Source organism: Streptomyces sp. NPDC043726 (genome assembly GCF_056436565.1).
This window is the reverse complement of the sequence record NZ_JBWKCI010000010.1, coordinates 320,996-343,869: the sequence shown is the minus strand read 5'-3', so window position 1 is coordinate 343,869 and position 22,874 is coordinate 320,996. Positions and strand designations below refer to the sequence as shown.

20 protein-coding genes are annotated in these 22,874 nt (G+C 71.9%); 10 read left to right on the top strand and 10 right to left on the bottom strand.

Annotated elements, in window-relative coordinates; translation table 11 throughout:
* Positions 1-135 precede the first annotated feature (135 nt).
* Positions 136-918, top strand: coding sequence for a sulfite exporter TauE/SafE family protein (locus AC068Z_RS29080; RefSeq protein WP_478561877.1), 783 nt, complete (start codon positions 136-138; stop codon positions 916-918).
* A 34-nt stretch (positions 919-952) separates the two neighbouring features.
* Here the strand turns inward: AC068Z_RS29080 and AC068Z_RS29075 are convergent, their stop codons facing one another.
* On the bottom strand, positions 953-1,852 hold the full coding sequence (locus tag AC068Z_RS29075) for an NAD(P)-dependent oxidoreductase (RefSeq protein ID WP_478561874.1): 900 nt from the start codon (positions 1,850-1,852) through the stop codon (positions 953-955).
* 96 nt (positions 1,853-1,948) lie between these two features.
* Between AC068Z_RS29075 and AC068Z_RS29070 the strand changes: the two genes are divergently transcribed.
* Positions 1,949-2,335 carry a winged helix-turn-helix transcriptional regulator gene (locus tag AC068Z_RS29070; protein WP_478561871.1) on the top strand — a complete coding sequence of 129 codons (387 nt, stop codon included), beginning with the start codon at positions 1,949-1,951 and terminating at the stop codon, positions 2,333-2,335.
* On the opposite strand, the gene AC068Z_RS29065 is transcribed toward AC068Z_RS29070, so the two are convergent.
* Together AC068Z_RS29065 and AC068Z_RS29060 are read right to left on the bottom strand one after the other, a co-directional pair.
* Positions 2,273-2,896, bottom strand: coding sequence for a class F sortase (locus tag AC068Z_RS29065; RefSeq protein ID WP_478561868.1), 624 nt, complete (start codon positions 2,894-2,896; stop codon positions 2,273-2,275). The two genes, AC068Z_RS29070 and AC068Z_RS29065, sit on opposite strands and share 63 nt — an antisense overlap.
* 240 nt (positions 2,897-3,136) lie before the next feature.
* Positions 3,137-3,646 (bottom strand): hypothetical protein, encoded by a 510-nt coding sequence (locus tag AC068Z_RS29060; RefSeq protein ID WP_478561865.1) that lies wholly within the window; start codon positions 3,644-3,646, stop codon positions 3,137-3,139.
* Positions 3,647-3,928: 282 nt separating this feature from the next.
* Between AC068Z_RS29060 and AC068Z_RS29055 the strand changes: the two genes are divergently transcribed.
* Positions 3,929-4,519 carry an NADPH-dependent FMN reductase gene (locus AC068Z_RS29055; RefSeq protein WP_478561862.1) on the top strand — a complete coding sequence of 197 codons (591 nt, stop codon included), beginning with the start codon at positions 3,929-3,931 and terminating at the stop codon, positions 4,517-4,519.
* A 55-nt stretch (positions 4,520-4,574) separates the two neighbouring features.
* Here the strand turns inward: AC068Z_RS29055 and AC068Z_RS29050 are convergent, their stop codons facing one another.
* A complete protein-coding gene (locus tag AC068Z_RS29050) occupies positions 4,575-4,982 on the bottom strand; it encodes a winged helix-turn-helix transcriptional regulator (RefSeq protein WP_478561859.1) in 408 nt (135 codons plus the stop codon).
* An 82-nt stretch (positions 4,983-5,064) separates the two neighbouring features.
* On the opposite strand from AC068Z_RS29050, the gene AC068Z_RS29045 reads away from it, so the two are divergent.
* Positions 5,065-5,937 (top strand): NmrA family NAD(P)-binding protein, encoded by an 873-nt coding sequence (locus AC068Z_RS29045; RefSeq protein WP_478561856.1) that lies wholly within the window; start codon positions 5,065-5,067, stop codon positions 5,935-5,937.
* A 2-nt stretch (positions 5,938-5,939) separates the two neighbouring features.
* Here AC068Z_RS29045 and AC068Z_RS29040 read toward each other — a convergent pair whose 3' ends face one another.
* Entirely contained in the window at positions 5,940-6,857 is a 918-nt protein-coding gene (locus AC068Z_RS29040) for an aminoglycoside phosphotransferase family protein (protein WP_478561853.1), read from the bottom strand.
* Between the two features lie 103 nt (positions 6,858-6,960).
* Positions 6,961-8,613, bottom strand: coding sequence for a M4 family metallopeptidase (locus AC068Z_RS29035; RefSeq protein WP_478561850.1), 1,653 nt, complete (start codon positions 8,611-8,613; stop codon positions 6,961-6,963).
* A gap of 110 nt (positions 8,614-8,723) precedes the next feature.
* Here AC068Z_RS29035 and AC068Z_RS29030 point away from each other — a divergent pair, with 110 nt between their 5' ends.
* Complete coding sequence (locus AC068Z_RS29030; protein WP_478561847.1) at positions 8,724-9,155, top strand: gamma-glutamylcyclotransferase family protein; 432 nt, start codon at positions 8,724-8,726, stop codon at positions 9,153-9,155.
* Between the two features lie 80 nt (positions 9,156-9,235).
* Here the strand turns inward: AC068Z_RS29030 and AC068Z_RS29025 are convergent, their stop codons facing one another.
* On the bottom strand, positions 9,236-11,326 hold the full coding sequence (locus AC068Z_RS29025) for a molybdopterin oxidoreductase family protein (RefSeq protein WP_478561844.1): 2,091 nt from the start codon (positions 11,324-11,326) through the stop codon (positions 9,236-9,238).
* A gap of 119 nt (positions 11,327-11,445) precedes the next feature.
* Positions 11,446-12,123: a SanA/YdcF family protein gene (locus tag AC068Z_RS29020; protein ID WP_478561841.1), complete on the bottom strand. Its 678-nt coding sequence runs from the start codon at positions 12,121-12,123 to the stop codon at positions 11,446-11,448.
* A 174-nt stretch (positions 12,124-12,297) separates the two neighbouring features.
* On the opposite strand from AC068Z_RS29020, the gene AC068Z_RS29015 reads away from it, so the two are divergent.
* The 5 genes from AC068Z_RS29015 (at position 12,298) to AC068Z_RS28995 (ending at position 19,165) form a co-directional block, all read left to right on the top strand.
* Positions 12,298-13,146, top strand: a complete 849-nt coding sequence (locus AC068Z_RS29015) for a sirohydrochlorin chelatase (RefSeq protein WP_478561838.1) — start codon at positions 12,298-12,300, stop codon at positions 13,144-13,146.
* A gap of 28 nt (positions 13,147-13,174) precedes the next feature.
* The gene (locus tag AC068Z_RS29010) at positions 13,175-14,455 is read left to right on the top strand and encodes a deoxyguanosinetriphosphate triphosphohydrolase (RefSeq protein ID WP_478561835.1); all 1,281 of its coding nucleotides are present in this window, start codon (positions 13,175-13,177) and stop codon (positions 14,453-14,455) included.
* A gap of 135 nt (positions 14,456-14,590) precedes the next feature.
* Positions 14,591-15,856 carry an NAD(P)/FAD-dependent oxidoreductase gene (locus tag AC068Z_RS29005; protein WP_478561832.1) on the top strand — a complete coding sequence of 422 codons (1,266 nt, stop codon included), beginning with the start codon at positions 14,591-14,593 and terminating at the stop codon, positions 15,854-15,856.
* A 38-nt stretch (positions 15,857-15,894) separates the two neighbouring features.
* Positions 15,895-17,796 (top strand): DNA primase, encoded by a 1,902-nt coding sequence (dnaG, locus tag AC068Z_RS29000; RefSeq protein WP_478561829.1) that lies wholly within the window; start codon positions 15,895-15,897, stop codon positions 17,794-17,796.
* A 103-nt stretch (positions 17,797-17,899) separates the two neighbouring features.
* Positions 17,900-19,165 carry an RNA polymerase sigma factor gene (locus AC068Z_RS28995; RefSeq protein WP_478561826.1) on the top strand — a complete coding sequence of 422 codons (1,266 nt, stop codon included), beginning with the start codon at positions 17,900-17,902 and terminating at the stop codon, positions 19,163-19,165.
* Positions 19,166-19,196: 31 nt separating this feature from the next.
* Here AC068Z_RS28995 and AC068Z_RS28990 read toward each other — a convergent pair whose 3' ends face one another.
* A complete protein-coding gene (locus AC068Z_RS28990) occupies positions 19,197-21,125 on the bottom strand; it encodes an ABC transporter ATP-binding protein (RefSeq protein WP_478561823.1) in 1,929 nt (642 codons plus the stop codon).
* Entirely contained in the window at positions 21,125-22,858 is a 1,734-nt protein-coding gene (locus tag AC068Z_RS28985) for an ABC transporter ATP-binding protein (RefSeq protein ID WP_478561820.1), read from the bottom strand. Before AC068Z_RS28985 ends, AC068Z_RS28990 begins: the two co-directional genes overlap by 1 nt.
* Between the last annotated feature and the right edge of the window lie 16 nt (positions 22,859-22,874).

Sequence of the window (22,874 nt, the reverse complement as noted above, 5' to 3'; positions counted from 1 at the left end):
TGGTGTGAGGGTTCCCCGGGGGCGGCCGGGCCGGGCTGTGAGAACGGGGGGAGGTGCCGGGGGAGCTGGGAGGGAACCTCAGAAACCCCTCAGGTAGATGGACGCGGCATGTATCCCGTCCCTAAGGTCGCGATCATGCCCGACATATCGCTGACCATGATCGTCGTCCTGTGCGTCGCGGCCCTCGCGGCCGGCTGGATCGACGCCGTGGTCGGCGGCGGCGGGCTCCTGCTCCTCCCGGCGCTGCTGCTGGGCCTCCCGTCGGACACCCCCGCCGCCTACGCCCTGGGCACCAACAAGGCGGTGGCGATCGTCGGCACCTCGGGCGCCGCCGTGACCTACGCCCGCAAGGCGCCCGTCGACGTCCGCACAGCCGTCCGCATCGGCCTGGCCGCGCTGGCCGGATCGTCCGGCGGGGCCTTCCTGGCGGCCGGGATGAGCACCGAGGTCCTCAAACCGGTGATCATGGTGGTGCTGCTCGCGGTCGCCGCTTTCGTCATCCTGCGCCCCGCCTTCGGCACCGCCCCGGCGCCGGGCCCGGCCACCCGCCGCCAGATCCTCACCGCGATCGCCCTCGCGGGCCTCGGCATCGGCTTCTACGACGGACTGATCGGCCCCGGCACCGGCACCTTCCTCGTCCTCACCCTCACCGCGGTCCTCCATCTCGACCTGGTCAGCGCCTCGGCCACCGCCAAGATCGTCAACTGCTGCACCAACGCCGGCGCGCTGGCCACCTTCGCCTGGCAGGGCACGGTCCTGTGGCAGCTGGCCGCCCTCATGGCGGTCTTCAACCTGGCGGGCGGCACCCTCGGCGCCCACACCGCCCTGAAGAAGGGCAGCGGCTTCGTCCGGGCCGTGCTGCTGACGGTGGTGTTCGCGCTGGTGGCGAACATGGCGTATGAGCAGTGGCCGGCCTGAACGCGTTCGCCGGAGCATCCCGGCGCCGGCCGGCCTAGCGGTCGTCGCGGCGCAGCAGGTCGACCAGGCCCGTGGCGTCCTCCTCGCCCCGGCCCTGGGCGAGCGCCCGGTCCATCAGGGCCACGTACGGCGTCAGCAGTTCCGTGCTCACCCCCTGCTCCTCGGCGGTGCGCAGCAGGGTGGCGTTGCCCGCCGCCTGCATGGCGAGGTTGGAGACGACGCCCTTCGTGAAGTCCTCGCTCTCCAACTGGTCGGCCGCGGTGTGGACGGCGTGCGCCATCGCCGTGAGCCAGCCCTGGAGCAGGGAGGCGAACTCCTTCGGCGCGATGTCCTCCCGGCGCACCAGCGCGAAGGCGTGGTAGACCCCGGCGAACATGCCGGTCATCGCGCTGAGCAGCGCCACGTCGTGCAGCGCGGCGAAACCCGGGTCGGCGCCGACCCAGCTGGCCCCGGCCGGGACGGCCAGGGTCTCCCGGTGCTCCTCGAAGAGCTCCGGCGAACCGCTGTAGAAGACGTACGCCCCGCTGTCCGGGCTGCCGATCATCGGCGGTACGGCCATGATCCCGGCGTCCACGAAGCGCGCGCCGCGCGCCTCGGCCCAGGCGGCGCGGGCGCGGCCCTGGGCGGGGGTGCCGGTGGTCAGGTTCACCAGGTCCCGGCCGGCGAGATCGGCGTCGGTGAGCGCCTCGCCGAGAGAGTCGTCGTCGAGGAGACAGGCGATGACCAGCCGGTTGGCGGCGACGGCCGCGGCGGCGCTGCTCGCGACCGTGGCCCCTTCGGCGGCCAGCGCCTCGGCTCGGGCGGGGGTGCGGTTCCAGACGGTCACCGGGTGTCCGGCGGCGAGCCAGGCGCGGGCCAGGGCGGTGCCCATGGCGCCGGTGCCGAGGAGGGTGAGAGCGGTGGGCGCGGTCGGGGAAGAGGCGTTGTCAGTCATGGCGTTTAGCCTCGTGGAGGGTGAACGGGCTGCTCAAGTACGTACTTCGGAGTGGGTGCTTACCGCCGGGAAAGCATCGAGGTGGAAGGGGTTGGCATGACCACGGGGCGACGGCCGGGCTCGTACAGCTGCGGGGTCGACGCGGCGATGGACGTGATCGGCGGCAAGTGGAAGGTGCTGATCCTCTGGGCGCTGTCGGTGCGTCCGCACCGGTTCGGGGAACTGCGCCGCGAGCTGGACGGGGTGACGGAGAAGGTGCTCGCCGCCCAGCTGCGCGAGCTGGAGGCGGACGGGATCGTGCATCGGGAGGAGTACGCCGAGGTGCCGCCGAGGGTGGAGTACTCGCTCACGGCGAAGGGCGTCGCGCTCAACACGGCCCTGGAACCGCTCGGCGCGTGGGGGAAGCGGAACGTCCTGGGGTCACCGGCTGCCGGTGAGGTGGGCGAAGACGACGACGTTGCCCTGATATCCGGTGGTGCGTGAGTAGCCGCCGCCGCAGGTGATGACCCGGAGTTCGGGGCGGCGGGCCGCGCCGTAGACCTTCTCGTCGGGGAAGTTCCGGGCGTCGTACACCTCGACGGAGTCGACCGTGAAGACGGCCGTGCCGCCGTCGCGCCGGTCCACCTCCACCGTGCTGCCCTTCTTCAGGGCGCCGAGCCGGTAGAACACGGCGGGGCCCTCGGCGTTGTCGACATGGCCCGCGACGATCGCGGTGCCCGTCTCGCCGGGCGTGGTGCCGGACTCGTACCAGCCGGCGAGGTTCTCCCGCTCGGCGGGCGGGACGTCGAGGCTGCCGGCCGGGGTGAGGCCGAGGCCCGTCAGGGGGGCGCTGACCCGGATCGACGGGATGCGGATGCGGTCGGGCGGGGAGGGCGGCAGCGCGGGCGCCGCGGACGGCTGCCGCTCGGCAGGCTCGGCGTGCGCCTGGGCGGCGGTCGGCTGCGGCGGGGCGTGCGAGGCGGCGCCACTGCCCAGCAGCCACGCGCCGGAACAGAGGGCCACCAGGGTGACGGCCGCTATCGCGGCGTTGCCGTACGTACGCACACGACCCTCCTGTCCTGCCGATCCTGCTGCCGTACGGGCCGGGGCTTGCTGTCCGACGGACCCGAGCCCTCTCTCACGTCCTGTCCTGCGCACCAGCCCCCTGGGACCCGCGCGCAAGCCGTGGCTGTGCCTTCGGGCCACGCGGTGGGGCCCTGTTCCCCCTCCGGGCCGCGAGGGGCGTCGGACCCGGAGGGGGAGGGGACATGCGGTACCGGCGGGACGGACAGCGGAGGGTGTCCGTCAGATCCCGTCGCCTCTCGCCCGGCGATGCAGGAGCCAGGTACCGCCCGCGGCGGCGACGGCGAGAGCCGCCACGCCGGCCGCGGTCTGCACGGGGTCGGGGCCGAGTGCGCCGCCGACCCCCGTCTTCACACTGCCTCGCGGATGCACCTGTTGCCGCTGCGAGGTCAGCGTCACCACCAGGTCGCCGGTCACCTTCCGCCCGCCTCCGGCACAGGTCGCGGTGATCTCGTACGTCCCCGGCTGCGCGCTCGGCGGCACCCGGAACTGCCCGACGGCGTTCTCCTCATGGGTGCTCGGCGCCAGCGTGAACGATCCGGCGCCCACCGCGCTGGCGTCGCCCGCCGCCGTACCGCTGTCCGCGCAGGCCGTCGTGTTCACCGTCACCCGCTCGCCCGGCACGGCCGAGGAGGGGTACACCTCCAGACGGTCGGCACCGGCCGCGTAAGCGGGGGCGGCGACCGCGACGGCGAGCACACTCCCGGTCAGCAGGAGGGCGGTACGGCGCATCGGTGCTCCTTCGAGCTCAGCGGTGGGTGCCTGCCCTTCCGAGGTAAGTGGCAGCGGGCCGGAGCCGCTTCCTGAGGGAACGTCAGAATTGGGGTGAATGGGTGTCAGGACAGCGCGCGCGACCCGTCGGTCCGATGCCGTTTCAGCAGGTCAAGGCGGCCGTACGGGCGGGCTGGGGAAAAGTGCCCGAAGGAGCGGGGGCGCGCGTGTGAACGGGTGACCCGAAGCTCCGGGGAAACGGGGCTTGACCTCAACAAAGCTTGAGGTATCACGCTGTTCCCCATGCAGACCAACGCCTCCACCGCGCCCCTCGACGTCGCCGTCGTCATCGGCAGCAACCGCCACGGCCGCTTCGGCCCCGTCGTCGCCGAGTGGCTCCTCGACCATGTCCGGCGGCGCGAGGACCTCACCCCGCACGTCGTCGACGTCGCCGGGATCGAGCTGCCCACGTCCTTCGCCCGCACCCCCGAGGCCGCCGAGGTCCTCACCGACGTCACCCCGAAGCTGGACCGCGCCGACGCCTTCCTCGTCCTCACCCCCGAGTACAACCACTCCTTCCCGGCCGGCCTGAAGAACCTCATCGACTGGCACTACGGCGAGTGGCGCGCCAAGCCCGTCGGCCTCGTCTCCTACGGCGGTCTCGCGGGCGGCCTGCGCGCGGCGGAGCACCTGCGCCAGGTCTTCGCCGAACTCCACGCCGTGACGGTCCGCGACACCGTCTCCTTCCACAACGCCGGGGCCTCCTTCGACGACGAGGGCCGCCTGAAGGACCCGACGGGTCCGGACGCGGCGGCCAAGACGATGCTGGACCAGCTGGTGTGGTGGGGCACGGCCCTGCGGGAGGCCAAGGAGCGCAGGCCGTACGGCGGCTGACGTCACCGATCGGCGGTGGGGACAAGGCTTCAGGTCGATACGACTCGCGCGCCCGTCAGGCGTGCTCCGCGTCCCACTCCTCCCGGGCCGCCGTGATGGCCGGCTTGTGGTCGCGGGACCAGTCGGCCAGGGCCGAGATCATGGTGGCGAAGCTGCCGCCCATCGCGGTCAGCCGGTACTCGACCTGGGGCGGGAGGGTCGGATGGACGATCCGCTCGACCAGCCCGTCCCGGCAGAGCCGTTTCGTCGTCAGGGACAGCATGCGCTGCGAGATGCCCGGGATCGCGCGCTCCAACTCGCCGTAGCGGCGGCTGCCCTTGGCGAGTTCCACGACCACCAGCACGGTCCACCGGTCCCCGAGCCGGTCCAGCACATCGCGGATCCCGCAGTCGTCATCGCCACACGGGCCCTCGGGAACAACCGTGCCGACCTGGGAACTTACCGCCGTGTTCGGGGCTGACACGAAAGTGCCTCCTTATGTGGACCGCCCAAGTCGGCGGATGCTCGGTGCTGTTCGCAAAGGCATCAACGCTAGGACTGCTCTGATGATTCTCGTGACCGGCGTTTCCGGAGGACTTGGCCGACTGGTGTTCCAGGGCCTGTCCGCGCTCGACGGAACCGATGTGGTCGCCGGCACCCGCGGCGGCGACGGCTCCACCGCGCGCCGGATCGACTTCGACGACCCGGCGAGCCTGGCGGAGGGATTCGCCGGGGTCGACGTACTGGTGATGATCTCGGCCGGGTACGCCGAGGACGACGTGGTGCTGGCCCGCCATGGCGCGGTGGCCGACGCGGCGGCCGAGGCGGGCGTCCGCCACGTCGTCTACACCAGCCTGGCGGCCTCCGGCGAGCGTACGACCCTCGCCCTGCCGCACCGCTGGACCGAGAACCGGCTGGCGCAGGGCCCGTACGACACCACGATCCTGCGCAACGGCCTGTACGCCGAACTCCTGGGCGGCCTGTCGTCGGCGGCGGCCCAACAGGCGGGGAATACCGGCGTGTTCGCGGCCCCCTACAGCTCGGGCCGGATGTCGGTCGTGGCCCGGGAGGACCTCGCGGACGTCACCGTGCGGGTGGCGGCGGAGGCCGACCGGGACCTCGCGGCGGGGGAGCGCGGTCGGCACGCGGGACGAACGTACGAGCTGGCGGGCGTGACGGCGATGGGCGGCGACGACCTCGCGGACCTGCTCGCCAAGGAGTACGGCAGGCCGGTCGTCTACCGTCCCGTCTCCCTCGCCGAGGCGCGCGCCGCACTCGGGGGTCACGGTCTGGAGGACTACCGGATCACCCACACCCTGTCGCTGTTCTCCAACATGGCCGCGGGCTTCCTCCAGGCCCGGGCCTCCGACCTGCCCGAGCTGCTGGGGGCGGCGCCGCGGCCGGTGCACGACCTGGTCACGAGGGCGGCCGTGGGCTGAGCTCACCCGCACTCCGCCAGCACTTGTGCCACCGCACGCCGCCCCACGGCCGCCAGCACCGGGTTCATGCCGTTGCCGAAGGCGTCGCCGTAGTAGTGCTCGGCCGTCAGGCCGAAGTACAGGGCCCAGCCCCGTCCCCGTTCCCAGGTCGCGTCGTCCACGTCGGCGGCGGCGCGGAACGCCTCGCGCGTGTCGGCGCCGAACACCGTCCACGCGGCCATCAGGTCCGCCGCCGGATCCCCGACGCCGGAGCAGCCGAAGTCGATGACGGCGGTCAGCTCGCCGTCCACGGTGAGCAGGTTGCCGGGCAGCAGGTCGCCGTGCAGCCAGACGGGCGCGCGGTCCCAGCCGGGCAGCCGCAGCGTCCTTTCCCAGACCTCCGTCGCGAGCGCCGCGTCGATCGTGCCGTCCGAGCCGAGGTCGCGGATGGCGGCCCGGAAGTCCGCGTCGTCACGGCCGTGGGCCGCGCCCCGGTAGGACGAGGGCGCGTCGGCGGTGTCGGCCCGCCGAAGGGCGGCGACGAACCGGCCCAACCGGTCCGCGGCGCCGGCGGGTTGGGACAGGGGCGTGTCGTAGGCGTTGGAGCCGTCCAGCCACCGGTACACCCCCCACGGCAACGGGAAGCCCGCCCCCGGCGGGCCCACCGCCACCGGCACCGGCACCGCGAGCGGCAGCCGCGGGGCCAGCCGGGGCAGCCACAGGTGCTCCCGCTCGATCTGCCCCTCCCCGCCGGGCAGCCGGGGCAGCCGTACGACGAGCTCGTCGCCGAGCCGGTACATGGCGTTGTCGGTACCGGCCGACCGGACCGGCCGCACCTCCAGCGCGGCCCACTCGGGAAACCGCTCGGCGACCAGCCGCCGCACCAGCCCGGTGTCGATGTCGAGTTCGTCGGGGCGCATCTTGGGCGGTGAGGTCGGCATACGGCTCCAAGGGCTGCGAAGGCGTGGGCGGCAGGGGAGCGTATCCGCGCCCCCGCCGACCGGGCCACCGCATTTCCGCGCGCTCAGCCCACGGCGACCACGCTCACGCCACGCCCACCGCGCTCCAGGCCGCCGCCACCGCCGCGTACTCCGAACTCCCGGCGCCGTACAGGTCCTTGGCCGCGCTCAGGGTCGCCGTGCGGGCGCCCGAGTAGTTCGTGGAGGACGTCATGTAGACGGTCAGGGCCCGGTACCAGATCGCGCCCAGCTTGGCGCGGCCGATTCCGGTGACCGAAGTGCCGTCGCAGGTGGGGGAGTTGTGGGCGACCCCGCTGATGGTCCTGGCCCCGCTGCCCTCGGCCAGGAGGTAGGCGAAGTGGTTGCCGACGCCGGAGGAGTAGTGGACGTCCAGCTTCGCGGTCGCCGAGCTCCAGCAGTCCACCGAACTGCCGTCCTTGGAGGGCTTGTCCATGTACCGCAGGGCGTCGCGGCCGAACCCGGAGCGGACGATCTTCTCGCCGATCAGATAGTCCCCGGGGTCCGACGCGTTGCCCGCGTGGAACTCCACCAGCGTGCCGAAGATGTCCGAGGTCGCCTCGTTCAGGCCGCCGGACTCGCCCGAGTACGTCAGCGCCGCCGTCTTGGACGTCACGCCGTGAGACATCTCGTGCCCGGCCACGTCGAGCGAGACCAGCGGGCCGAGGTTCGTCCCGTCACCGTCGCCGTACGTCATGCAGAAGCAACTGTCGTCCCAGAAGGCGTTGTTGTACCGCGTCCCGTAGTGCACCCGGTTGTACGAGCCCTTGCCGTCGCCCGCGATGCCGTCGCGGCCGTGCACGCCCTTGAAGTAGTCCCAGGTCATGTCGGTGCCGTACTGCGCGTCCACCGCCGCCGAGGCGCGGTCGGTGGTGGCGCCGCTGCCCCAGTGGTTGTCGGTGTCGGTGAACACCGTCGAAGGGGCCCGGCTGACGCAGATCGTGCCGAGCAGGCACAGATCGGTCTTGTTCGCCGCGTCGCCGGTGTAAGTCCCGCCGCGCGAGGCGTCCTTGAGCTGGTACGTCGATCCCGAGAGCGTCGTCTCCAGCGGTACCGTTCCGCTGTACAGCGACTTCCCGTCGCCGGACACCGACTCCAGGGTGTCCCACGCGTCGATCTGCGCGCCGGTGCGGGCGTCGGTCAGCACGGTCCGCCCGACCGGGTTGCCGAGCGAGTCCCGGGCCACGACATCCGTCTGCCAGGCCAGCCTGGGCGCGCCGTGCAGGGCGTCCACGACCAGTCGGGGCTTGGCGGTGAGCTGCCGCAGGGCCTCGCCGAGGTTGGCGGCGCGCAGGGCGTTGACGGCGAGGTCGGTGGCGCGGGTCGCGGAGAGCAGGGGGGTGACGCCGGCGGCGGAGGCGACGGAACCCCGCACGGCCCGGGAGGCACTCCGGTACGTCCCGTCCTTGGCGAGATGGACGACGAAGTCACCGCCCAGCACCGGGAGTCGGCGATACGTCCGGTCGTAGCGCACGTGCTGGGTGCCGTCGGTGTCCACGATCACGTCCCTGACCTTCGTCCCCTGCGCGGAGGTCAGGCCCAGCGCGGTGGCGTGGTCGGCGAGAGCGGCGGCCGCGTTCTCGACGGCGGTGGCGCGGGTGGGCCGGTCGGTGGCGCCGGCGGTGGGGGTGAGCGCGGAGGCCAGCAGGCCTGCGGCGGTGACGGCCACACCGGCGGTGGCGAGACGGGAACCTCGGACGTGCGGCCGTATCCGGCTCATGGATCTCCTCGGGAGGGCACGGGTGATCTTGTCCTGCGATTTAAGGGGCCATGACAGGTCAGGGGCCAGGCCCGTCCCGTGGAGGTGTGTGAGGAGACAGAATCGTTTCTGTGAGCCTGCCGAACCTTCCGCGCATACCGTTCTTCGTCTACGGAACCCTCCGCCCCGGCGAGCCCAACCACGACGTCCTCCTGCGCGGCCGCACGCAGGAGGAGGAACCGGCGACCCTCACCGGGGCGTTGCTGTACGACGGCCCGGGATATCCGTACGTCGTGGAGGAACCGGGGTCAGAGGTCCGCGGCGAGCTGATCACCGCCCGCGCCGAGGAGTACGACGAGCTGCTGGGCGTACTGGACCGGCTGGAGGAGTACGTGCCGGGTGACCCGCGCAGCCTCTACGAGCGCGTCGAGCGTGAGGTGAGCAGGGACGCCGACGGAGTTGCCGTACGGGCCTGGGTGTACGTCGCCGCCCCCGCGGTGGCCGCCCGCCTCCGGGCGAACGGCAAACTCATCGAGAGCGGGGACTGGATGATGCGCGGCTAGGAGACCCCCGAGATCGGTCGACGGCCGACTGGCTCGCCGTCGTGGCTGGTCGCGCAGTTCCCCGCGCCCCTGAGTACGCCTCAGCTCGCCACCGTTTCCAAACGCACCGCGCAGCTCTTGAACTCCGGCATTCGGGACGTCGGATCCAGCGCCGGGTTGGTCAGGGTGTTCGCGCGGCCCTCTCCCGGCCAGTGGAAGGGCATGAAGACCGTGTCCGGGCGGATCGTCGTCGTGATCCTCGCCGGGGCCACCGCCCGCCCGCGCCGGGAGATCACCGCCACCGGGTCGCCCTCGGACGCGCCGAGCCGGGCCGCCAGGCGGGGGTGGAGCTCCACGAAGGGGCCGGGCGCGGCGGCGTTCAGCTCGTCGACCCGGCGGGTCTGGGCGCCCGACTGGTACTGGGACACCACCCGTCCCGTCGTCAGCAGCACCGGGTACTCGTCGTCCGGCTCCTCCGCCGTCGCCCGGTGCGCGACCGGGACGAAGCGGGCCCTGCCGTCCGGTGTGGCGAACCGGTCGTGGAAGAGGCGGGGCGTGCCGGGGTGGGCGGCCTCCGGGGCCTCGTCGTCCGCCGGGCACGGCCAGAAGACGCCGTTCTCCTCCGCGAGCCTGCGGTAGGTGATCCCGGAGTAGTCGGCGGGGCCGCCCGCGCTGGCCCGGCGCAGCTCCTCGAAGACCTCCTCGGGGTCGGTCGGGAAGCCCTTCTCCACGCCGAGCCGGTCGGCCAGCTCGTGCATGACCTCCAGGTCGCTGCGGACCCCGGAGGGCGGGGTGATCGCCTGCTTGCGCAGCAGCACCCGGCCCTCCAGGTTCGTCGTCGTGCCCGTCTCCTCCGCCCACTGCGTCACCGGCAGCACCACGTCCGCCAGCGCCGCCGTCTCCGACAGCACCACGTCACAGACGGCGAGGAAGTCCAGCGACTTGAGGCGTTCCTCGATGTGGGCGGCGCGCGGCGCCGAGACGACCGGGTTGGAGCCCATCAGCAGCAGCGACCTGATGTCCGTGCCCAGGGCTTCGAGGAGTTCGTACGCGCTGCGTCCGGGACCGGGCAGCGAGTCGGGGTCCACGCCCCACACCTCGGCGACATGGCGCCGGGCCGCCGGGTCGTCCAGCTTGCGGTAGCCGGGCAACTGGTCCGCCTTCTGGCCGTGTTCGCGCCCGCCCTGGCCGTTGCCCTGGCCGGTGAGACAGCCGTAACCGGAGAACGGGCGGCCCGCGCGGCCGGTGGCCAGGCACAGGTTGATCCAGGCGCCCACGGTGTCGGTGCCCTTGGACTGCTGTTCCGGGCCGCGCGCGGTGAGCACCATCGCCGACTCCGGCTCGCAGAACATCCGTACCGCTTCCCGCAGTTCGGGCACCGACACGCCGGTGATCCGCTCCACGTACTCCGGCCAGTGCGCCAGCGCCTCGGCCCGGGCCTCCTCCCAGCCGGTCGTCCGCTCGGCGATGTACTCCTCGTCCGTGCGCCCCTCGGCGACGACCAGGTGCAGCAGGCCCAGCGCGAGCGCCAGGTCCGTCCCCGGCCGGGGCGCGAGGTGCAGGTCCGCCTGCTCGGCCGTCTTCGTACGGCGCGGGTCGACGACGATCAGGGTGCCGCCGTTCTCGCGCAGCTCGTGGAAGAACCGCAGCGACGGCGGCATCGTCTCCGCGAGATTGGAGCCGACGAGGATCACACAGCCCGACTTCGGGATGTCCTCCAGCGGGAACGGCAGCCCGCGGTCGAGGCCGAACGCCTTGATCCCGGCGGCCGCGGCGGAGGACATGCAGAAGCGGCCGTTGTAGTCGATCTGCGAGGTGCCGAGCGCCACGCGCGCGAACTTGCCGAGCGTGTACGCCTTCTCGTTGGTCAGCCCGCCGCCGCCGAACACCCCGACCCCGTCCGGGCCGTGCTCGGTCCGCGTGCGGAGCAGCGCCTCGGCGATCCGGTCGAGTGCCTCCTCCCAGGAGGCGGGCACCAGCGTGCCCTCGGAGCGCACCAACGGGGAGGTCAGCCGCACGCGGGAGGAGAGCACCGCCGGCGCCGTACGGCCCTTGCCGCACAGCGCGCCCCGGTTCACCGGGAAGTCCGCCCGCTCGCTCACCTCGACCGTCCCGTCGGGGGCGGGCGTCAGATTCATCCCGCACTGCAGGGCGCAGTACGGACAGTGCGTGGGCGTGGCGGTGTTCTGCATGCCATCCAGCGTGCTTCGGCCGTGTTACGTGCCGTGACGGCGGATTGTTACGCCGAGGGGACCTCGACCTCCCCGCCCCCGCCCCACCGGCGTGAGGCGTCCCGGCGCGCGGCGCCGCGTCACCGGCCGCTCGCCAGCGCCTCCCGCACGCCCGCCTCCTCGGGACCGAGGAACGTGGGGTCCGGCCGGAACACGGCGTCCAGCGCCGCCTTGCCCGCCGCGAGGATCTCCCGGGTGCCGCCGTAGTGCCAGGTGGCGTCGTGCACCTCGTCCACGCCGACGCCGTAGGAGGTGACCCCCGCCGCCTCGCACAGGGCGACGGCCCGCCGGATGTGGAAGCCCTGGCTGATCAGCACGGCCTCGTCCACGCCGAAGATCTTCTTCGCGCGCACGCAGGAGTCCCAGGTGTCGAAGCCGGCGTAGTCGCTGACGATCCGGGAGTCCGGCACGCCGTGCCGGGTCAGGTAGGCGCGCATCGCGTCCGGCTCGTCGTAGTCCTCGCGGCTGTTGTCACCGGTGACAAGGACGACCTTCACGGTCCCGGCGCGGTACAGCTCGGCCGCCGCGTCCAGCCGGTGGGCGAGATACGGCGACGGCTCCCCCTGCCACAGTCCCGCGCCGAAAACGACGGCCACGTCGGTGCGGGGCGCGTCGGCGACGGTGCGCAGCCGGTCGCCGGTGGAGACGTACATCCAGGTCGCCGGGAGCAGCGCCAGCACACACGCCGCCATCAGCGCCTGCACCAGCCGCCGCTGTCCGGTACGGGTGCGCGGCAGGCGCGGTCGGCGGATCCTCATGCACCCTAGGACGTAGCGGGTAGGGGCGCCGGTTGCGTGACCAGGCTCACGTCGGGAGGTGAAACCCCAGGTCATACGGCCTCACACTCCCGGGGTCCCGGATCGTGAACCCGTGGAAAAAACCCGTGACGCCCGCGCAACGGCGTGGCAACCTCCGGCCACCACCATCGGTTCATGACGGCGTCGCAACCCCTTCACGACGAGTCCACGTCCCTCGACAGTACGGCGCATCTCATGAATCGGATCAGCAGCCAGCTCGCCAGCCAGCTCAGCCTCGTCGCGCTCGACGGCCGGCGCCGCCCCACCGCGCCCGCGCTGGTGGTCGTGGCCCACGGCAGCCGTGACCCGCGGGCCCTGAGCACCGTCCGCACCCTCCTGGACCGGGTCCGCGAACTGCGCCCCGGCCTCCCGGTGCGCCTCGGCCACATCGAACTGAACGAGCCCCTGCTCCCCGACACGCTCGCCGCCCTGGACACGGACGCGGCGATCCTGGTCCCGCTGCTGCTGAGCCGCGGCTACCACGTGAAGCGGGACATCCCGGAGATGGCCGCGCAGTCCGGCGTACGCGCGACGGTGGCCAAGGCCCTCGGCCCGCACCCGCTCCTGGTGGAGGCCCTGTACGACCGGCTGATGGAGGCGGGCTGGGAGTCGGGGCCCGGAACGGCGGTGGTCCTGGCGGCCGCGGGCTCCCGGGACCCGGAGTCCAAGGTCGACGCGGGCCGCACGGCGGCGGCCCTCGCCGAGCGCCTGGGAGCGCCGGTGGTCCCGGCCTACGCCACGACCGCGGCCCCCAGGGTCCCGGACGCGATCCGGGCCCTGACGGCGAGGGGCCACCACCGCATCGCGGTGGCGTCGTACTTCACGGCCCCGGGCCGCTTCGCGACGGAATGCGCGGCGCAGGCCCCGTGGATCGCCTCGGCCCCCCTGGGCCCGCACCCGGCGATGGCCCGCCTCGTACTGCACCGCTACGACCAGGCCCTGCGGACGTCCGTGGGCAAGGAAGCAGTGCTGACGTCGGCATGAGAGACGATCGTGCGCTTACTGTCGTCGCATGGCGCACGAGAACCACATCCCTCCGCCCGGCTATGACCCGACGTCGGTCGAACGCTGGTCCAAAGAACCCGACAAGCGCCCCGGCCGGACAGCCTTCCAGCGCGACCGAGCCCGAGTACTGCACTCCGCCGCCCTCAGAAGACTCGCCGGCAAGACCCAGGTGGTCACCCCGGGAACCCGCAGCCCCGCCTGGGACGCCAGCCCCCGCACCCGCCTCACCCACTCCCTCGAATGCGCCCAGGTCGGCCGGGAGCTGGGCGCCGCCCTGGGCTGCGACCCGGACCTCGTGGAGGCCGCCTGTCTCTCGCACGACCTCGGCCACCCCCCGTTCGGCCACAACGGCGAACAGGCCCTGAACGAGTTCGCCGAGGACTGCGGGGGATTCGAGGGCAACGCCCAGTCCCTGCGGCTCCTCACCCGCATCGAGCCCAAGCGGTTCACCCCGGAGGGCTCCGTCGGCCTCAACCTCACCCGCGCCACCCTCGACGCCGCCACCAAGTACCCCTGGCCCCGCGGCGCCCACCCCACCGACCCCAAGTCCCCCAAGTTCGGCGTCTACGAGGACGACCGGCCCGTCTTCGACTGGGTCCGCGAGGGCGCCCCCGGCACCCGCGCCACCTTCGAGGCCCAGGTGATGGACTGGTCCGACGATGTCGCGTACTCGGTGCACGACGTGGAGGACGGTCTGCACGCGGGCCACATCGACCCCAACTGCCTGCACGCCGAGCCGGAACGCCGGGCGGTCTTCGAGGTGGCCGTCGGACGGTACGTCCCCGAGGACACCGACCCCGCCGAACTCGCCGCCGCCCTCGACCGGCTCCAGGACCAGGAGTGGTGGCCGCACGGCTACGACGGCACCGCCGTCGCCCAGGCCCGCCTGAAGGACGCCACCAGCCAGCTCATCGGCCGCTTCTGCCTCGCCGCCGAGGCCGCCACCCGCGCCGCCCACGGCACCGGCCGGCTCACGCGCTACGGCGCCGAACTCGTCGTACCGCACGAGACGCGGCTGGAGTGCGCCGTACTGAAGGCGGTCGCCGACCGGTACGTCATGCAGCGGGCCGAGCAGGAGCGGCTGCGGGCGGATCAGCGGATCGTCGTCGCCGAACTGGCCGAGGCGCTCACCGCGCGGGCGCCGGAAGGGCTCGAGCCGCAGTTCCGGGCGCTGTTCGACGCGGCGCCGGACGACCGGGCGCGCAAGCGGGTGATCGTGGACCAGATCGCGTCCCTCACCGATGCCTCGGCCCGTTCGCTTCACGAACGTCTGACGGGGCACCCGTGAGCCCGGGGAGGCACGAGTGAAGTGAAACGCGCCCGAAGGTGACCCTCCGTGGCCTGATCGGGCCACTCCCTCTTCCCCCATCACGCTCCGTGCGGGACGCTCCCATGTGGCGGCACCCTTACGAGGAGGCATCAAGTGGTCGACGCGGATCAGACATTCGTCATCGTCGGAGGCGGACTCGCCGGCGCGAAGGCGGCCGAAACGCTGCGGGCGGAGGGCTTCACGGGGCGCGTGATACTGATCAGCGACGAGCGGGACCACCCCTACGAGCGTCCGCCGCTCTCCAAGGGCTTTCTGCTCGGCAAGGAGGAGCGCGACAGCGTCTTCGTGCACGAGCCCGCCTGGTACGCGCGGAACGACATCGAACTGCACCTCGGCCAGACCGTCGACGCCATCGACCGTACGGCGAAGACGGTCCGCTTCGGCGAGGACGGCACCGTCGTCCACTACGACAAGCTGCTGCTCACGACCGGCGCCGAGCCCCGCCGGCTGGACATCCCGGGCACCGACCTGGCGGGCGTGCACCATCTGCGCCGGCTCGCGCACGCCGAGCGGCTCAAGGGCGTGCTGAGCGCCCTCGGCCGGGACAACGGCCACATCGTGATCGCCGGGGCCGGCTGGATCGGCCTGGAGGTCGCGGCGGCCGCGCGGGAGTACGGCGCCGAGGTCACCGTCGTCGAACCGGAGCCGACCCCGCTGCACGGCGTGCTCGGCCCCGAGCTGGGCGGGCTCTTCGCCGAGCTGCACCGCGAGCACGGGGTGCGCTTCCACTTCGGGGCGCGGCTCACCGAGATCACCGGGCAGGACGGAGTGGTACTGGCCGCGCGGACGAACGACGGCGAGGAACATCCGGCGCACGCCGTGCTGGCCGCGATCGGCGCCGCGCCGCGGATCGGGCTCGCCGAGGCGGCGGGTCTGGAGATCGCCGACCGCTCGCGCGGCGGGGGCGTGGTCGTGGACGGGCGGCTGCGCACCTCCGACCCCGACGTCTACGCCGCCGGGGACGTGGCCTCCTTCCCGCACGAGCTCTTCGACACCCGGATCCGGGTGGAGCACTGGGCCAACGCCCTCAACGGCGGCCCGGTGGCGGCCCGCGCGATGCTCGGCCGGGACGTCGTCTACGACCGGGTGCCGTACTTCTTCTCCGACCAGTACGACCTGGGGATGGAGTACTCCGGCTGGGCGCCCCCCGGCTCCTACGACGAAGTGGTGATCCGAGGGGACGCCGGCAAGCGGGAGTTCATCGCGTTCTGGATGAAGGCCGGCCGGGTGCTGGCCGGGATGAACGTGAATGTGTGGGACGTCACAGACCCGATCCAACGGCTGATCCGGTCCAGGGCACAGGTGAACGCGGAGGCCCTGGCGGACCCGCACGCACCCCTGGAAAGCCTCGTCTCCTAGTCGTCAGGAGTGTCAGCCGTGCCCCGTAGAATCTCCACGTGGCAGGACGGATCAACGACGAGGACGTGAAGGCGGTACGGGACGCGGTCCCGATCGACGCCGTGGTGTCCGAGTACCTCCAGCTGCGCAACGCGGGCGGCGGGAACCTCAAGGGGCTGTGCCCCTTCCACGACGAGAAGTCGCCGTCCTTCCAGGTCAGCCCGAGCAAGGGGCTCTTCCACTGCTTCGGCTGCCAGGAGGGCGGCGACACCATCACGTTCGTGATGAAGGTCGACCACCTCTCCTTCTCCGAGGCGGTCGAGCGGCTCGCCGCCCAGGCCGGCATCACCCTGCGCTACGAGGAGGGCGGTTACAACCCCGCCCACCAGCGCGGTGAGCGGATCCGGCTGGTCGAGGCCCACAAGATCGCCGCCGAGTGGTACGCCGAGCAGCTCGCCGTCAGCCCCGAGGCCGAGACCGGCCGGGTCTTCCTCGCCGAGCGCGGCTTCGACCAGGCCGCCGCCGTCCACTTCGGCGTCGGCTACAGCCCGCAAGGCTGGGACCACCTCACCCGCTTCCTGCGCGGCAAGGGCTTCACCGACAAGGAACTGATCCTGTCGGGCCTGTCCCAGGAGGGCCGCCGGGGTCCCATCGACCGCTTCCGGGGCCGTCTGATGTGGCCGATCCGCGACATCGGCGGCGAGGTCGTCGGCTTCGGCGCCCGCAAGCTGTACGAGGCGGACAACGGCCCCAAGTACCTCAACACCCCCGACACGGCGATCTACAAGAAGAGTCAGGTCCTCTACGGCATCGACCTGGCGAAGAAGGACATCGCCAAGGCCTCCCGCGCGGTCGTCGTCGAGGGCTACACCGACGTCATGGCCTGCCATCTCGCCGGGGTGACGACGGCCATCGCGACCTGCGGCACCGCCTTCGGCGGCGACCACATCAAGATCCTGCGCCGGCTGCTGATGGACAACGGCTCGGCCCGGGTGATCTTCACCTTCGACGGTGACGCGGCCGGCCAGAAGGCGGCCCTGCGCGCCTTCGAGGACGACCAGAAGTTCGCCGCCGAGACCTACATCGCCATCGCCCCCGACGGCATGGACCCCTGCGAGCTGCGCCTGGCCAAGGGCGACGAGGCGGTCGCCGACCTGGTCGAACCCCGCACCCCGCTCTTCGAGTTCGCGCTCCGCCAGATCGTCGTGCGCTACGACCTGGACACCCCGGGAGGGCGGGCCGCGGCGCTGGACGAGGCCGCCCCGATCGTCGCCCGCATCAAGAACAGCGGCGCCCAGCACGAGGTGGCCGTCCAGCTCGCCGGGATGCTCGGCATCCTCGACACCCAGTTCGTCGTCAAGCGGGTGGCCCAGCTGGCCCGTTGGGCCCGCGACCGCGGCGGCAAGGGCCCGGCCCCGGCGCGCGGCCCGCAGCAGCCGTACGACGCCGCCCCCCGGCCGATGTCCTCCGGCCCGGCGCTCAACCTCCGCAACCCCGTCTACGCCACCGAGCGCGAACTGCTCAAGCTCGCCCTGCAGCGCCCGGAACTGGTCTCCCCGGCCTTCGACGCGTACGGCGTCGACGAGTTCACCGCCGCCCCCTACGCCGCCGTGCGCCAGGCCGTCATGGAGGCGGGCGGCGCCCTGTACGGCGTGCAGGACGCGCAGGACTATCTGGTCCGGGTCCGCGACGCCGCCCCCGACGACGCGGTCCGCGCGATGGTCACCGAGCTGGCGGTCGAGGCGATCATGCGGCGCACGGTCGATGAGAACTACGCCGGCGAACAGCTCGTCACCGTCCGGCGCCGGGCCGTCGAACGCCGCATCCGGGACATCCAGTCCCAGATGACCCGACTCTCCGCGGGCGGAGATCCGGCCCAACTCGCCGCCACACAGAACGAACTGTGGGTGCTCCAGCAGTACGACCAGGCCCTGCGGGAGCACGGAGCCGCAGCTCTGTAGCCTGCCGGGCCCGAAGCGGTAACCGCGCGGTCACGGACCGGACGCAAAAAGTCACCGCACGCCCCTCGTGGCGGCGATGTGTCGTACTCCACACTGGGTTCCGGTGCCTGAGTCCTCGGAGCGCGGCCGGCCCGTCCGTCACGGGTCCCCTACCCCCGCGATTCCGCTCATCGCGTACGGGACGGACAGCGGCGAGGCCGCCGACTCCGCCCTCGAAGCCGCGCTGCCGCACACTTCAGCAGCGATCATCCTGGAGGTCGCCCCCGTGCAGACCCAGACCCTCACCCAGACCGACAGCACTACGGACGACGAGTCCGACGTCCTCGTCGCGGTGCCCCCGCAGAACCGCGTCGCGCACCACCCCGAGGCGGAGCCGGAGAGCCCGCCCGCGGAGGCGCTGGAGCCCGTCGAGGCCCCGGAGCCGGTCGAACCGCCCCGCCCCCGCGTCGACACCGGCGGCCCGTCCTCGGACCTGTTCCGCCAGTACCTGCGGGAGATCGGCCGCATCCCCCTGCTCACGGCGGCGGAGGAGGTCGAGCTCGCCCGCCGCGTCGAGGCCGGCCTGTTCGCCGAGGAGAAGCTGAGCAACACCCCTGACCTGGACAGCCAGTTGGCGCTGGACCTGGACCGCCTGGTGGTCATGGGCCGGATGGCCAAGCGCCGGCTGATCGAGGCCAACCTCCGGCTCGTCGTCTCGGTGGCCAAGCGGTACGTCGGCCGCGGACTGACCATGCTGGACCTGGTCCAGGAGGGAAACCTGGGCCTGATCCGGGCGGTGGAGAAGTTCGACTACGCCCGCGGCTACAAGTTCTCCACCTACGCCACCTGGTGGATCCGACAGGCCATGTCCCGGGCCCTGGCCGACCAGGCCCGCACGATCCGCGTCCCGGTACACGTGGTCGAGCTGATCAACCGGGTGGTCCGGGTACAGCGCCGGATGCTCCAGGAGCGCGGCTACGAGCCGACCCCGGAGGAGGTGGCCGCCCATCTGGACCTGCCGCCCGAGCGGGTCAGCGAGGTCCTGCGCCTGGCCCAGGAACCGGTCTCCCTGCACGCCCCGGTGGGCGAGGAGGACGACGTGGCGCTCGGCGACCTCATCGAGGACGGCGACGCGGCGAGCCCGGTGGAATCGGCGGCGTTCCTGCTGCTCAGGGAGCACCTGGAGGCGGTCCTGTCCACGCTCGGCGAGCGCGAGCGCAAGGTGGTCCAGCTCCGCTACGGCCTGGCCGACGGCCGCCCCCGCACGCTGGAGGAGATAGGCCGCATCTTCGGCGTGACCAGGGAACGCATCCGCCAGATCGAGTCGAAGACCCTCAACAAACTGAGGGACCACGCCTTCGCGGACCAGCTGAGGGGATACCTCGACTGAGAAGGGGCCGCTGGGCAGCGGCCCCTCCCGGCTAGTCCAGCTCCGCGACCGCCTCCGCGAACTGCGCCTTGTACAGCCGCGCGTACGCCCCGTCCGCCGCCAGCAGCTCGCCGTGCGCGCCCTGTTCGACGATCGAGCCGTTCTCCATCACCAGGATGGTGTCCGCGTCCCGGATGGTGGAGAGCCGGTGCGCGATCACGAACGACGTCCGCCCGTGCGCCAGTTTCGCCATCGCCTTCTGGATCAGCACCTCCGTACGGGTGTCGACCGACGACGTCGCCTCGTCCAGCACCAGGATCACCGGATCCGACAGGAACGCCCGGGCGATGGTGATCAGCTGCTTCTCACCCGCGCTGACCCCGGACCCCTCGTCGTCGATCACGGTGTCGTAGCCCTCGGGCAGCGTACGGATGAACCGGTCCGCGTGCGCCGCGCGCGCCGCTTCCTCGATCTCCCCCCGGGTCACCTCGCGGGCCGCGCCGTACGCGATGTTCTCCGCGATCGTCCCGCCGAACAGCCAGGTGTCCTGCAGCACCATGCCGATCCCGGCCCGCAGTTCGTCCCGGGACATCGTCGCGATGTCCACCCCGTCCAGCGTGATCCGCCCGCCGGAGACGTCGTAGAACCGCATGAGGAGGTTGACCAGCGTGGTCTTGCCGGCGCCGGTCGGGCCCACGATCGCGACCGTCTGCCCGGGCTCCACCTTCAGCGACAGATTCTCGATGAGCGGCTTGTCGGGGTCGTACCGGAAGGACACGCCCTCCAGCGCCACCCGCCCCCGCAGCTCCTCGGGCCGCATCCCGGGCGCCGGGTCCGTCGACTGCTCCTCGGCGTCGAGGAGTTCGAAGACCCGCTCGGCGGAGGCGACCCCGGACTGCACCAGGTTCGCCATCGACGCGACCTGCGTCAGCGGCATGGAGAACTGCCGCGAGTACTGGATGAAGGCCTGCACGTCACCGATGGACAGGGCGCCCGACGCGACCCGGAGTCCGCCGACCACGGCCACCAGCACGTAGTTGATGTTCGAGACGAACATCATCAGCGGCTGCATGATCCCGCTGTTGAACTGGGCCTTGAACCCGGCCTCGTACAGCGCCTCGTTCTGCTCGGCGAACTGCTTCGCCGACTCCTCCTGCCGCCCGAACACCTTCACCAGGGTGTGCCCGGTGTACATCTCCTCCACATGGGCGTTGAGCTGCCCGGTGGAGCGCCACTGCTGCACGAAGTGCGGCTGCGACCGCTTGCCGACCCGGGTCGCCACCACGAACGACACCGGCACGGTCACCAGCGCTACCAGCGCGAGGATCCAGGAGACGTAGAACATCATCGCCAGCACACCGATGATCGTCAGCACCGAGTTGATGAGCTGGCCCATCGACTGCTGGAGCGTCTGCCCGATGTTGTCGATGTCGTTCGTCGCGCGGGAGAGCACCTCACCGCGCTGCCGCTTGTCGAAGTACGACAGCGGCAGCCGCGACAGCTTCCCCTGCACGTCCTCGCGCAGCCGGAACATCGTCCGGTTCACCGCCCGGTTCACCAGCCGCGTCGCCACCGCCATCAGCAGTCCGGCCACGCTGAACACGGCCAGCGCGATCAGCAGCACATGTCCCACGGCGGTGAAGTCGATGCCCTCGCCGGGCGTGAAGTCGGTGCTGCGGAGCATGTCGGCCACGTCCCCGTCGCCGCGCTCCCGCATGCCCTCAAGGACCTGCTCCTTCGTCGCCCCGGGCGCCATCTCCCGTCCGACGATGCCCGCGAAGACCAGGTCGGTGGCCTTGCCGAGGATCTTCGGTCCGACGACCGACAGACCCACGCTGACCACGACACAGAGCAGCAGCAGATAGATGGTGAGCCGCTCCGGCTTGAACTGGGCGACCAGCCGCCTGCCCGACACCTTGAAGTCCAGCGAGCGGTGGTCGGGCCCGGTGCCGGCCATCATCCGCCCCATCGGCCCGGCCATCAGGCGGCCTCCGCTTCCGTCAGCTGGGAGAGCACGATCTCCCGGTAGGTCTCGTTGTCCGCCATGAGTTCGTGGTGGGTGCCGGTGCCGACGACCAGTCCCTCGTCCAGTACGACGATCCGGTCGGCGTCCCGGATGGTCGCCACCCGCTGGGCGACGATCACCACGGTCGCCTCGGCGGTCTCCTGGGCCAGCGCGGCGCGCAGGGCGGCGTCGGTGGCGTAGTCGAGGGCGGAGAAGGAGTCGTCGAAGAGGTAGATCTCCGGGCGCTGCACCAGCGTGCGGGCGATGGCGAGCCGCTGCCGCTGGCCACCGGAGACATTGGTCCCGCCCTGTGCGACGGGGGAGTCCAGCCCGTTCTCCAGCCGCTCCACGAACTCCTTGGCCTGCGCCACCTCCAGCGCGTGCCACAGCTCCTCGTCGGTGGCGTCCGGATTGCCGTAGCGAAGGTTCGTCGCCACGGTCCCGGCGAACAGATACGGCTTCTGCGGCACCAGCCCGACCGTCCTGGCCAGCACCTTCGGGTCGATGCCCGCCACGTCCTCGCCGTCCACGAGCACCTGCCCGTCGGTCGCGTCGAACAGCCGGGGGACCAGACCCAGCAGGGTGGACTTGCCGCTGCCGGTCGAGCCGATGACGGCGGTGGTCTCACCCGGCCGCGCCACCAGGTCGATGCCCTTGAGCACGGGTTCCTCGGCACCCGGGTAGCGGAAGCCGGCCCGGCGGATCTCCAGATGCCCGTGCCGGCGCAGCTCGGTGACCGGCGCCACCGGGGGCACCACGCTCGACGAGGTGTCCAGCACCTCCTGGATCCGCTCGGCGCAGACCTCCGCGCGCGGCACCATCATGAACATGAAGGTGGCCATCATCACGGACATCACGATCTGCATCAGATAGGCCAGGAACGCCGTCAGGTCACCGATCTGCATCCCGCCGCTGTCGATGCGGTGCGCGCCGAACCACACCACCGCGATGGACGACAGGTTCACCACCGTCATCACGATCGGGAACATCAGCGCGAGCAGATTGCCGGTGCCCAGCGCCATGTCGGTGAGATCGGTGTTGGCCTTCCGGAAGCGCTGCTGCTCGTAGCCGTCGCGGACGAAGGCCCGGATCACCCGGTTGCCGGTGATCTGCTCGCGCAGCACCCGGTTCACCGTGTCCAGCCGCTCCTGCATGGCCCGGAACAGCGGGCGCAGCCGCCGCACGATCAAGGTCACGCAGACGCCCAGCACCGGCACGACGGCCACCAGCACGGTCGACAGCGGCACGTCCAGGCCGAGGGCCAGCACGATCCCGCCGACGCACATGATCGGCGCCGAGACCATCAGCGTGAACGTCATCAGGGCCAGCATCTGGATCTGCTGGACGTCGTTGGTGGTCCGGGTGATCAGCGAGGGCGCGCCGAAGTGACCCACCTCACGCGCGGAGAAGGACTGCACCCGGTCGAAGACTCCGGCGCGCATGTCCCGGCCGAGCGCCGCGGCGGTCCGGGCGCCGTAGTACACGGCCCCGATGTTGCACACGACCTGCGCCAGCGAGATGCCGATCATCAGGGCGCCGAAGGACAGGATGTAGCCGGTGTCGCCGTTGACGACACCGTTGTCGATGATGTCCGCGTTGAGGGTGGGCAGGTAGAGCGTGGCGCAGGTCTGCAGGAACTGGAGCAGCACCAGCAGTGCGATGGGTTTTCGGTAGGGCCTGAGGTAGGTCCGCAGGAGTCGTATGAGCACGCTGTGTCTCTCGGAG